The sequence below is a fragment of the Lactiplantibacillus daowaiensis genome (assembly GCF_005405085.1).
Lineage (GTDB): Bacteria > Bacillota > Bacilli > Lactobacillales > Lactobacillaceae > Lactiplantibacillus > Lactiplantibacillus daowaiensis.
Genome location: NZ_BJDJ01000037.1, coordinates 1 through 12,398 on the forward strand (window position 1 = coordinate 1; position 12,398 = coordinate 12,398).

11 protein-coding genes are annotated in these 12,398 nt (G+C 44.7%); 7 read left to right on the top strand and 4 right to left on the bottom strand.

Annotated elements, in window-relative coordinates; translation table 11 throughout:
• The first annotated feature begins 77 nt into the window (after positions 1-77).
• Together FFM75_RS13740 and FFM75_RS13745 are read left to right on the top strand one after the other, a co-directional pair.
• Positions 78-773: an EAL domain-containing protein gene (locus tag FFM75_RS13740; protein WP_137629735.1), complete on the top strand. Its 696-nt coding sequence runs from the start codon at positions 78-80 to the stop codon at positions 771-773.
• A gap of 13 nt (positions 774-786) precedes the next feature.
• A complete protein-coding gene (locus tag FFM75_RS13745) occupies positions 787-1,917 on the top strand; it encodes a GGDEF domain-containing protein (protein ID WP_137629736.1) in 1,131 nt (376 codons plus the stop codon).
• A 123-nt stretch (positions 1,918-2,040) separates the two neighbouring features.
• On the opposite strand, the gene FFM75_RS13750 is transcribed toward FFM75_RS13745, so the two are convergent.
• Together FFM75_RS13750 and FFM75_RS13755 are read right to left on the bottom strand one after the other, a co-directional pair.
• Positions 2,041-2,469, bottom strand: a complete 429-nt coding sequence (locus FFM75_RS13750) for a universal stress protein (protein WP_137629737.1) — start codon at positions 2,467-2,469, stop codon at positions 2,041-2,043.
• Positions 2,466-4,049, bottom strand: a complete 1,584-nt coding sequence (locus FFM75_RS13755; protein WP_137629738.1) for an Nramp family divalent metal transporter — start codon at positions 4,047-4,049, stop codon at positions 2,466-2,468. Before FFM75_RS13755 ends, FFM75_RS13750 begins: the two co-directional genes overlap by 4 nt.
• Before the next feature lie 392 nt (positions 4,050-4,441).
• Here FFM75_RS13755 and FFM75_RS13760 point away from each other — a divergent pair, with 392 nt between their 5' ends.
• The 3 genes from FFM75_RS13760 to FFM75_RS13770 all read left to right on the top strand — a co-directional run bounded on the left by FFM75_RS13760 (position 4,442) and on the right by FFM75_RS13770 (position 7,430).
• Positions 4,442-6,367, top strand: coding sequence for a PTS sugar transporter subunit IIABC (locus FFM75_RS13760; RefSeq protein WP_137629739.1), 1,926 nt, complete (start codon positions 4,442-4,444; stop codon positions 6,365-6,367).
• A 68-nt stretch (positions 6,368-6,435) separates the two neighbouring features.
• Positions 6,436-6,675, top strand: a complete 240-nt coding sequence (locus tag FFM75_RS13765) for a cytochrome b5 domain-containing protein (RefSeq protein WP_137629740.1) — start codon at positions 6,436-6,438, stop codon at positions 6,673-6,675.
• A gap of 248 nt (positions 6,676-6,923) precedes the next feature.
• Positions 6,924-7,430 (top strand): DUF2798 domain-containing protein, encoded by a 507-nt coding sequence (locus FFM75_RS13770; protein WP_137629741.1) that lies wholly within the window; start codon positions 6,924-6,926, stop codon positions 7,428-7,430.
• A 54-nt stretch (positions 7,431-7,484) separates the two neighbouring features.
• Here the strand turns inward: FFM75_RS13770 and FFM75_RS13775 are convergent, their stop codons facing one another.
• Both FFM75_RS13775 and FFM75_RS13780 read right to left on the bottom strand, forming a co-directional pair.
• Positions 7,485-8,351 carry a helix-turn-helix domain-containing protein gene (locus tag FFM75_RS13775; RefSeq protein ID WP_137629742.1) on the bottom strand — a complete coding sequence of 289 codons (867 nt, stop codon included), beginning with the start codon at positions 8,349-8,351 and terminating at the stop codon, positions 7,485-7,487.
• 18 nt (positions 8,352-8,369) lie between these two features.
• Positions 8,370-9,389: a GntR family transcriptional regulator gene (locus FFM75_RS13780; RefSeq protein WP_137629743.1), complete on the bottom strand. Its 1,020-nt coding sequence runs from the start codon at positions 9,387-9,389 to the stop codon at positions 8,370-8,372.
• 200 nt (positions 9,390-9,589) lie between these two features.
• Here FFM75_RS13780 and FFM75_RS13785 point away from each other — a divergent pair, with 200 nt between their 5' ends.
• Both FFM75_RS13785 and FFM75_RS13790 read left to right on the top strand, forming a co-directional pair.
• Positions 9,590-10,429: an MBL fold metallo-hydrolase gene (locus FFM75_RS13785; protein ID WP_137629744.1), complete on the top strand. Its 840-nt coding sequence runs from the start codon at positions 9,590-9,592 to the stop codon at positions 10,427-10,429.
• A 27-nt stretch (positions 10,430-10,456) separates the two neighbouring features.
• Positions 10,457-12,307, top strand: coding sequence for a beta-N-acetylhexosaminidase (locus FFM75_RS13790; RefSeq protein WP_137629745.1), 1,851 nt, complete (start codon positions 10,457-10,459; stop codon positions 12,305-12,307).
• Positions 12,308-12,398 lie beyond the last annotated feature (91 nt).

The following is a 12,398-nucleotide window of genomic DNA, read 5'->3' on the forward strand; positions in this document are numbered from 1 at the left end:
AAATCCGTAACTCTAAATTAAATTTAGTCATAGTAAAACCCCCGAGATTGTTGTCCAATCTCGGGGGTTCACTTCAGATGTATCGCTTTTTTGTTCAACCACAAGTTGACCAACGTCAAAAGTCAGTTTTTGGTTATGAACTATTATTACGTAAGGAAAATCATGGCCACTGGTCCGTTCCAGAGAAGTTTACGGAACTCCCCTTAGACAAACAGGCGCATTTACTAGAAGAATTAGCAATGCAACTTTCAACCAAGGCAACTAATCAAGTGTTGGCGTTAAATCTCAATCGTGAACAAGCAGAAGATGATTTAATGTTAGGCACGATTATTTACTTGAAGAAACGTTTAAATCCAGCTGCGTTAACGATTGAACTAACTGAAAGTGCGACGTTAACCGAAATCCAAAAGTACAGCATGCTCTTTCATCAATATGGAATTAAACTGAGCATTGATGATGTTGGCACCGGTTCAAATACCTTTGACAATATCAAGAATGCGTTACCCTTTGTCGACCAGATCAAATTTGCCATGCAGAATTTGCGGATGAGCGGAAAAGCTGATCAAATTCCGACGGCTTTAGCTTTCTGGAATACGATTGCTAACGAATATCATCTCGACTTAATCTTAGAAGGCGTCGAGGATGAACAAGATCAACGAATGGCCCAGCAGTTGGGAATCGACTTACATCAAGGTTATTACTACGGTAAGCCACAACTCGCGGCAAAACATTCGCGGTCGCAGGCGCAAACAGCAAGCAAAGATCGTCAATAAGGAAGGTTAATCTATGACATGGTCTTACTGGCGGGTACCGCCATTTGTCACCAGCATCTTCTTTATCTTAGGGGTGTTGACACTTTATTGGGTGTTATTCAATTGGATAACCTCGTGGGTGCATGCCAGACATATTAATATTGATGACGATGTGATCAATTCATGGCACGGGGTCATTTACATGTTAGTGTTCGTCTTTAGCATGCAATCTATGATCGTTGGTCAAGCCGATGCTTGGCAATTTATGAATTTTCAAATGATTGCGATGATTTTTTGCGCATACTTTTTGAATATTCACATTCCGTATTACTATTTCTTCCCAGTGGTCGTCATTTACATGATTTTTGATCAATCGATTGGGTATTGGCAATCATGGGGGCATGCAATTACATTAGTCTTATTTTTCTGGGCATTAAATTATGTGCGTATTCATTTTCAAAATCACAAACTGGCACCATTTATTTACATGGGGGTTGAGATCCCATTTGGTGGTGTTTTATGGTTATGGATGAAATTGAAGTTTGATTTACCTTTGGATACGTACTGGCAAGAATGGTTATACTTAATCATTTTTGAAGTGTTATTGTATGTCTACGTCACGATGTTAACGAAAGACAGTGAGTTTAAATTACGGTTAGCGCAATTTGCTAGCCATGATGCATTGACGCAAGCCGAAAATTTTGCCGCATATACGGGTGAAATGAAGTTTTTGTTTGATGACAGTTCTAAAAATCATTTGAAATTATCGATGATGATGTTTGATATTGATCACTTCAAACATGTTAATGACACCTATGGTCATTTAGCTGGTGATCGGGTCTTGCAACATGTCACGGATGTGGTGCAAACGGTCATCAATGCCAACGATACGCAAGTCAAGCTTTATCGGACTGGTGGCGAAGAGTTTAATATCTTATTCCCAGGGTATGATTTAGAGTCGACCCAAACGATTGTCCGGCAAATTTTTATTGCGTTGAACCATATGGCGGTGAACTTTGGCGATCAACAGATTCCGATTTCAATTTCGGTTGGGGTATCATCGATGTCCGCTGATGATGCGTCACCAACTGATTTTTATAACCGAGTTGATCATAATTTGTACCATTCAAAGCGTAATGGTCGGATGCAGATTACCGTTAGTTAACGGTGTAGCTTCGCAAAGTTAACGAATAAAAGTAATGAATGAAAAGGCCTTGAAATCAGTTGATTTCAAGGCCTTTTTTTATGGATAGGTGCAGTATTGCTGCTGGATTAAATTAGCAGTCGTTTAACGCACGATCATAACCGAAATCGGGGCATATTTAGCCATATAGGCAGCTTGACTACCGAAATGGCGGGTGAAGCCTTTTTTCGCCAGTGACCCAATAATCAATAAATCCGGTTTGATGTCTGGAATAACTGATTTGACGATCGTTTCGCCAGGTTCACCTTCTGCAATCATCGCTTGTACATCTTTAACGCCAGCAGCTTCAGCTTGGTGTTGATAGTGCTTAATATGGGCGATTAAGGCATCACGTTCACCATGGACATAGTCTTTATTCAACGCTTGATAGACATTCATGGTTTGGTTTTCTAAGACCGAAGCAATTACTAATTCAGCTTGATCATGTTTGGCGCGATGAATCGCATAATCTAAAGCGAGTAACGCATCGGCCGAATCATCAACACCAACTAGGATACGTTTGAATTTTCTCATTTTGCGTCACCTTCCTTAGCTGCTAATTGGGCGGCATAACGCCGATTACCACGGTATAATTCGATCAAGGTCCATAAAAGTAAGGCAAGAATCGCGACAATTAAGACCCCGGCGATATTATTCGCGATAGCTGTTTGTGCTTTAGTTGGATTGTTGCCAAAGAACCCTTCAACCGCGGCCGGTAAGCCGAGTAAGTTCAGACCGGTTAGACCAATAACTGATAACCAGCCCAAGGCTTTGATCAGCCAGCTATTCTTAAATCGATGGCCCATTTCCACGGCACTATCAGTCATCATGAGTAATGGCAACATCGAAAATGGCAGGGCAAAGGCTAAGAAGACTTGCGAATTATTCATTAAATCATTTAACGCTTCATGTTCCGCAATTGCACTCTTGTTACTGGTTAACATGACACAAATTAGGACTGGGATAACAGATAATAACCGGGTAACTAATCGCCGTAACCAGAGGGGCATCCGCATATGAACGAAGCCTTCCATAATGACTTGCCCGGTTAAAGTCCCAGTAATCGTTGAATTTTGCCCTGAGGCGAGTAATGCAATCGCAAACAGAGCGGATAAAATACCAGAACGTGCCACGCCAATTAGGAGACCATTACTTAGTGTTGACGTGTTTGATAGGGCTTGATATAACCCGAAGAATGATGGGTCTTTAACCGCGCCGGTCTTGAAGACAGCCACACCCATGATCAAGAGTAAGGCATTCACAAAAAAGGCCGCTGTCAGTTGTATGTTGGAATCTAAGCTGGCAAATTTAACCGTGCGAGCGACGTCTTCTTCATCGCTATGATCGATCTTCCGGGTTTGTGAAATCGCAGAGTGCAAATATAAATTATGGGGCATAACCGTGGCACCAATGATGCCGAGTGAGCCGCTTAACGGTGTCATGCCACCAACTGTCTTATCAGTACTAAAAGTTTGGGTTGTTGGCATCAAACCGGCGAAAACTTGGCCCCAATTTGGTCCGGATAACGCAACTTGATAGACAAAAACAAATAAAATTACGAGAATCAAACAAACAACGATGGCTTCAATCTTACGGAAACCGATCTTCGTGAGTAATAATAAAATCAAAACATCAAAGACCGTAATAAAAACCGCAATGACGAGTGGAATGCCAAATAACAAGTACAGGGCAATCGCAGCCCCGATAACTTCAGCAATATCAGTCGCCATAATGGCAAATTCAGTTAGGATCCATAAGACGATACCAAGCGATTTACTTGTGCGCGCCCGAATCGCTTGCGCCAAATCCATCTGACTCACGATACCAAGTTTAGCGGCCATGTACTGGAGCAGCATCGCAATCAAACTTGAAATCAAGATGACAGACATCAATAAATATTGAAAATTTTGACCACCGGTAATTGAGGTTGACCAATTCCCAGGATCCATATACCCCACCGCAACTAACGCACCTGGTCCTGAATAAGCAAATAACGTTTTCCAAAAGCCAATGTCTTTTGGCACGGTAATTTTACCGTTAATTTCTTCGAGCGACGGGCCATTGGCGTATTCGATTAACTTATGTGCGCGTTGCCCTTTTTTTGTTTTACCCACAATGTTGTACCACCTTTCTACCTCCCAAAATTGACTTAATTGTACGCGTTGAAATGTCCTAACCCTAGTCGTTAGGGGAAAGGCTTCACAAATTATCGTCACTTACCGCCTGCTAGTGGTAAGCCCAGAAAACTTACCATGAATAAAGCCTGTTCGTGCTAGCAGTTGCGGACTTTTGACCGTTTGACTGATATCGTTTGTTAATTGGCTTTATAAACGAATGGCCAACCAGCAAAACTGTGTCGAATCGGCTTGTGAAGGCTGTAATTTTGTTCGAGATATGGTAAAGTCATCGTAGCGGAATGATTGTTGAAGCCGTCAACTAATTGATGGCGGTTAATTAATTAGTTTTTAAAACAGGTTGGATTGTGACTTAAAGGAAGTGAACCCCCATGTCAAGCACAGCTAAGACCATTACCCCTGTTGTGGCACCGGTAACTGGTCAAGTGATACCGTTGATGCAAGTTACGGATGCGGCCTTTTCTAAAGGTCTGCTGGGTATCGGTTGTGGGCTAAATCCGCAAACTGGGCAAGTTGTGGCACCAGTGACGGGACAAGTCATGATGGTTGCGGAGACGAAGCATGCGGTTGGGTTTAAGTTAAGTAATGGGGCAGAAGTGTTGTTGCATTTGGGACTTGATACGGTTGAACTAGCTGGTCGTCCGTTTCAAATACGTGTTGAAGTCGGTGACCAAGTTCAAGCTGGTCAGTTGATTGGGACAATGGATCTAGCCGCGATTGAAATGGCGCACAAAAAAGCGACGGTGATGGTGACCGTGACCAATGCAGCTGCTATCAATGCGACGTGGTTAAGTGCGGCTACTTCGAGTTATCAAGCAGGGCAAGTCTTAGCTGGCTTGACCGTGGCGCCTAAGGTTAGTGTAGCAACTGTTGAAACTAGTACCATGCAACCGGCTGAATTGGCAACGGCCATTATTCAAGACGTTGGTGGACCGGCTAATATTTTGAACTTGATTCATTGCATGACGCGGTTGCGTTTTGACTTAGCCACACCAAGTAAAGCGGATACGGTTGCTTTAAAACAACTAGCTGGGGTTTTGACAGTTACGCAAGCTGGTGGTCAATACCAAGTGGTCATTGGTGATCAAGTCGCCGCAGTTGCGGCGGCGATTCAGACGCAACTAGGTGTTGGTGATGTTAGTGCTAAACCGACAGTGGGGCATGCATTAACGGTGTTGCCATGGTTAAAGCGTGGCCTGAGTCAGTTTGTTGGTGTTTTGACTGCTTCAATGATGCCGTTGATTGGGGTCTTAGCGGGGGCTGGGTTGTTAAAAGGGATTTTAGCAGCGTTAGTTGGGTTTCACGTGATGACCACGGCTGGCGGGACCTATCTTGTCTTAAATGCGGTCAGTGACGCGGTCTTTTACTTTTTACCCGTGATGTTAGGCTATACGGCGGCGCAAAAGCTAGGGGCTAATCCGGTCACGCTAGCGGTCGTTGGGGCCGTCTTGACATACCCGTCACTAGTTACCGCCGCTAGTAAAACGACGACGGCCCATATCTATTTTTTCGGCTTGCCCACGACGTTGATGTCGTATACGGCGGCGGTTTTTCCAATGATTGTGGCCGCTTGGTTCGGTAAGTATATCGAAATCGGGTTGAAACGATGGTTACCGCACTATATTCAAGGGGTGCTACTGCCAATTATTGAAATTATTGTTTTAAGTGGTGTTATTTTATTAGGCATCGGGCCGTTAACGACGATGTTGAGCCAAGGCTTAGCCAATGGCATCATGGCGCTATTTGAATTTAATCCGATTATTTCTGGATTGTTAGTTGGCAGCTGTTACCAATTACTAGTCATTTTTGGCTTACATTGGGGACTAATTCCCATCGTTATTAATGATTTGGCAACTAACGGGCATAGTTACTTGAACACGATGATTTCAATTACGATGGTTGCTCAAGGCGGAACCGCATTAGCAATGGCACTTAAAAGTCGTTCGACCCGTTTACGTCAAGTAGCATGGGCGGCGGCCATCGCAGCTTTTTGTGGTATCACGGAACCGGCCTTATATGGGATTAATTTGAAGTATAAACGGCTCTTTGTGGTCGCGAGTCTTGCGAGTGGGCTTGGTGGTATGGTTGCCGGTGGGTTACATGTCACTAATTATGCATTATCAGGGGCCTTGATTGGTTTTTCAGCATTCATTACCCCGTCAGTGGGTATCGGACCCAATTTTTATGGCTACTTAGTGACCCATTATGGAACGTTAGTAGTGGCGGTATTGCTTGGTTTAGTAGTGAGTCTGGCCGGTAAACGGCCGGCGCAATCTTTAACTGACTTATCAGCCTAAAAGCGAATTGCTTGCATTTATTTGGATAGTCAGTTTACTATTAACTAAACTGATAAGGAGTGATTCAGATGAGTGAAGCAACTTTTAATCAAACAGAATTAGCAAAATATGATGGTCAAAACGGCCAACCAGCCTATGTCGCTATTGATGGCGTCGTTTATGATGTTACCGGTGTTGACGCTTGGGCCGGTGGCAAGCATCATGGCAATTTAGCCGGTCAAGAATTGACTAAAGTGATCGATGAACATTCACCACATGGTCGCAAAGTCTTACAAAACTTGCCAGTTGTTGGTAAGTACGTCGATTAAGCATCGGTGACTTGTCGTTTCCGGTCAGCTAGATAGGCGTTAAATTAATGAGGTTGCCAAATATGGCGACCTTATTTTTGTGCAAAAACCGGCCTTATCTACAACTAAGTAAACTGGTCATTTTAAAATAAGCATCGGCTAATTATGAAACCGCTCTATAATTTGTTACCAAATTGTTACTTATGAGCGTGGTTGTTGGTGTGCTATAGTGAACACTCGTAACTAACGAATAGGAGTGTTGGATAAAGATGCCACGAAATTGGAAAGAAGAAGTTGTATTTACGGCGATTATGGCGGGGTTGATGGTGTTTGTAATGACGGCCTACAATGTCGCGATGGCGCAGGGGTTTAGCAACGGCTTAATTCTCGCAATCTTGAGCGGCTATCCGCTCGGATTGTTGGTGGCAATTATCTTAGATATGTTGGTCGTGGGACCAATTGCCAAAACTTTAGCTTTCAAATATATCATTAATGATTACATGCGTAAAAAGACTGTTTTAATTGGGATTACGATCTCAGTCTTGATGGTTCTGGGCATGGTAACTTGCATGTCCCTGTTTGGGATTGCGGTGGAAGGTAAATTAAGCGGCGGTCATGTATTGGCTACGTATGGTCATACTTGGCTGTTTAATTTAATTGTCGCCTTACCGTTACAATTGTTGATCGTCGGGCCGATTGCCCGGGCGGTCCTTGGTAAAATGCAACAGGCCAGTGCTGATCGAGTTAACTCGGCAGTTTCTGAAGAAGAAGAATAGCCACAACTTAAAAAAGCGTTCAAGTTTAGGAAAAATCCGGACTTGAACGCTTTTTTAACTCGCTTTAGTTTGTGCCTGCGCTAAGGTCAGGAGGTAACAATAAACCAGATCATCCATTTGCTTTAAATCAAAGCCACTTTGACGTTCGAACTTTTCAATGCGATATAGGAGGGTATTGCGATGGATGAATAACTGTTGTGCCGCTTGGCGAACGTTACCTTGGGTCTGATAAAGTGCGGTGATCAACTGCTGGGTCTCCTCGGTCATCAATAAGGTATTGTTTAACAGCCCAAGTTCCGTGTGATGCTGGCTGACTAAGTCCGGGAGTAAACTGGCACTAATCGTTTCGATTGGATGCGTTTGTTGCGTGGCAAATAGCTGCTGTTCTAACGCATAGACCGCTGGTAATTGTTGCAGATCTGGTTGGACACTCCCTAGAAATAAGCGGGTTGTTGTGTAAAAGTCACTATCGAGTAATGTTAAGACCCCCTCTAAATCCGGATGCTCGGTTAGAAGTAGGGGGTGCTTGAATAATAAGTAACCGGTAGTATCACTAACAAAGGCTGCGTGTAAGACGTCATCAAATAAGTCAGCTAACGCCGCAAGCCAGTCAGTCCGTTGATGACAATCATCGGTGAACCGAACGCGAAATTGGAGGAGTTGTAATTGTTCAGCGTCGGTCACTGGGGCAGTTTTAGTGAGCCCGGTTAAAAAATCCGACCAGTGATCATGAGTGGTTGGTGCGACTGAAGGGTTAACCATTAGTTCTAGCAAAGCCAATTCGCGTTCACCTAATTGCGCCTTATCGAGGCAAATATACCGATTGGTTCCCAGTGGTAGGCAAACGACATTCGGCTGAATCAAGGGCATTGATTGAATCGTGGCTTCGGGATAGAGTGTCAGGAGTTCTTGAGCATTCATTGGTTAACCTCCGATCGGTTAGTGGGCGGCAGTTGCGGTTTTTAGTTTAGCAGCGACGGTCGTTCGTTCGAACCGCTGCCGGTGTGGGTTGTTGATTTGCGTGAGTAAAGCTTCGATTACCTGTCGGCTCAATGCGGGATAATCGGGGACGATCGTCGCACTTGTCGCATCATGGTGAGTCGCGGTTAATGTTTCAAAGTCGACCAACTTGACTGGTGGTTGGCTTGACGATGGGAGTAGACGTAACTGCTGGCAGATGATGTCACTTTCTTCAGTGATTAATGCCGTAATTTGATGTTGGTTTAGATAAGTCTGCAGTTGATCACCATCTTGGCATGCTTGCAAGTCCTGCGCCCAACGTAACGATACTTCTGCGGTTTGTGGTTGGGCTAATGCCGCAACGTAACCCATAAACCGTTCACTAGTTGGACCAGTGAATGTTTGCCAGAAAGCAGTATGGGTTAAAAAGGCGATCCGGTGATGTTGTAAGTGCTGTAGATATTGACAAGCGCGCTGTCCACCAGCAACGTGATCACTAATAACACTCGGTACCGCCAACGCAGCAGGATGTTGATTTAAGACGACTAACGGTAACTGGTTAGCTGCAAGTGTCATTAAGTGTGGTAATACGGTGGTCAAGTCGTCTAAATAATAGAGGACGCCAGCAAATTGGTCAGTCAGTTGCGTCAATGTTAAGTTGAAAAAATCGGTGGTCGACATGACTTGTAAGTGCCATGAAGTCCCGTTTAAAGCAGCTCGTAACGCTTGTTGATACTGATTGTTAGCAAGTGTTGGCATGACTAACAGAATCTGGTTTGGTGGTGTTTTTTGATGTGCTGTGACAAAGGTCCCTTTACCTTGAATCCGATAGACAAGCTCTGCTTCGACTAAGTCATTGAGCGCGCGTTTGGCCGTGATCCGACTAACCCCGTATTTAATTGCGATGGCAGTTTCACTTGGAAGGCTACCATTAGCGGCGTATTTTCCTTGCAAGATTGCCAAGCGCAAGTGCCGATAGATTGTTTGATATTTCGCCATTTTGCCACCACCTGATATAAGCCGTTATACCAACTTTTTGGTTTAAATTTTATTGACTAGTATGATTCTAGCGGCTGGCATGCTATCTTTCAATCAAGAAACTATATCAAAAAGTGTTCAAATTATATCTTACGAACAATAAAATGTAATCGCTAACAATCGTGGCATCAGTATGATTGTTTTAGCAGGGGGTGTGAAGAATGCAGCTTCAATATTTAGGTACGGGGGCGGCTGAACGTGTACCGGCGCTATTTTGCCATTGCGACTTATGTCAATTAGCGCGTTGCCAAGGTGGTAAAGAGGTGCGAACCCAAACACAAGCGTTAATTGATGGTGGCCGATTGGTGATTGATTTTCCTGGCGATAGTTATTTACACGCGTTGCGGCAGCAGGTTGATTTTTCTGACATGACGCAATTACTCTTAACACACTGGCATAGTGATCATTTGTACGCTGAAGATTTGGCATTGCGGATGCATGGCTATGGGCAACAGTTGGCCGAGCCACTCCAAGTGTATGGTAATGCGACAGTTGAAACATTCTTTCAACGGGCATTAACATTGGAAGGTCGGCAAGATCCAACGCGGCTTAACTATCATTGCCAACAAAATTTTACTCAGTTTCAAGTGGCCGATTATCAAGTTTGGATGTTAGCAGCTGAACATGGGCACTATCAAGGAGACTGTTCTATTTATGCCATTCAAGATGCGGCTGGCAAGACGTGTTTATGGACTCACGACTGTGCTAGTTTTACTGAGGCCATGTATCGTTATTTGGTGAGTCAAGGATTGCATTTTGACTTGGTTTCACTGGATTGTAATGAGCAGCAACAAGCCGGCCAACCTGGTGGTCCGCATATGGGCTGGCCGGATAACCAACGCTTGATTCAACGGTTCCGTGAATTGGGACTAAGCGATGATCGAACGCGCTATGTTGTGAATCATTTTTCGCACAATTCAGGATTATCACATGCTCAGATGGTTCAGTTAGTTGGCCAAGAAGCAGTCGTGGCCTATGATGGCTTCACGGTCACGTTTTAATATCGACAGTTAAAGGAGAAAATCGCAATGATGACATGGCAGGGACTAAGTCCCCAAGCATTAACCGCTATTCAGCAAATCATCCCAACGCGCACCACGACTTTAGACATCGTGGTGACGTGTCAGGCTGGTGCCCCAGGCATTCAGGTGGTCGGTGATGGCCAACAAGCACGATTAACTTATGGCAGTCGGGTCGACTTACTGCGGGGCGCCGTTATCTTAGTGCATGAAGCGCAATGGCAGCGCGCATTTACCGTGACCCAACGACCCCAATTCGAAACGATGGCCGCGATGATCGATGTTGCCCGCAATGGGGTGCCAACCGTCGCGATGCTCAAGCAAACCTTACGCCGGCTAGCGCGGATGGGCTATAACGAGTTATGGCTGTACCTAGAAGATGTCTTTGAGATTCCTGAACAACCGTATTTTGGACAAAGTCGCGGGCGTTATCAGCAAGCAGAATTACATGAGTTAGCCGTGTATGGAGATTTATTAGGTGTCACAGTCGTACCAGCTGTACAAACGTTGGCGCATTTGCATAACATGCTCAAATGGGATGCCTTTGCGGAGATTAAAGATACGGATGAGACCTTACTTGTGGGGGCACCGGCAACAACGACTTTTTTGACACAACTTTTGACAGCGGCTAGTGCGCCGTTTACTACTAATAAAATTCATATCGGGATGGATGAAGCATACCAATTAGGGCGTGGTCGTTACATGGACCAACATGGCTTTACCAAACAGCAGACCTTGATTTTAGCGCAACTACAATTAGTGGTGCAATTGACTAAGCAGTTAGGATTAGACCCATATATGTGGAGTGATTTGTGGTTCACCTTTGCGTCAAAAAAGCATGAGATGTATGATCCTGATGTCCATTTTACCCCGGCCTTCAAAGCGAGTTTACCACCCGTGGGGCAAGTTTATTGGGACTACTATCATGAAGATGTTGCGACTTACCAGCAACGACTGCAGCAGCATTTTGAATTAAGTGATCAAGTCGTCTTTGCCGGTGGCTTGTGGACTTGGAGTGCGCTAGCGCCCAATCAAAGTAAGATGTTGGCGACAGTGAAGGCCGGATTGACTGCCGCCAAAACAAGCGGCGTCAAGCAAGTCGTGGCGACACTTTGGTTTGATGACGGTGCCGAAGTGCCATTAAGCGCGGCATGGTACGGGCTCCAAACTTTTGCGGCTTATCAATATCATGACCATGTCACTGCCAAGGTGATTGCGACTGACTATCAAATCATGCAACAGGAGTCGCCCACTTTTTATCAACTCCTAGATCAGTTTGATAACTTTACCGGCGATATTAATCGCGATGCGGATAACGTCAGTAAAATCGTCTTATATGAGGATTTGTTATTACAACGCTATCAACAAAACTTAGCGGCACTAGACCTTGAATCGCAATATTCACAGTTGTTGGCGCAGCTTAAAATGGTCAAAGTTGCACCGGCACATCAACTGATGGCCCAGTTTTACCAACAACTAGCGACAACGGTGCTAATTAAAGCCCGGGCGTTATCAGCCATCGCTCAGTTGGGGAACCAGCAGCCAGATCCGGCGGTAGCGACTAACGCGTTAACCTTGATTCAACACTATCAACAGGCCATTGAACAATTATTAACCAGCTATCGGCAAGTGTGGTACCAACAACGGCGTGGCCAAGGGTTTGAAGTGATTGACCAGCGCTTGGGCGGTCAACTGGCCCGCTGTTTGACGGTACGCGCGCGGATTCAAGCTTGGGCTCAGGGTTTGGATTCATTAGCAGAACTGCAGGCGCCGAGGTTACCGATGGATAAGCATACGAACGGGCTTGTGGGCCATGGGTTATATCGTGAAATTGTGAGTGCCAGCGACTTATCATTTTAAGGAAATGCAAGCAGAAGAGGCTGTGACATAAGTCTCTAGAAACAAAACAGGTCTGGAAAAATCTTCGGATTTTTCCAGACCTGTTTTTGAT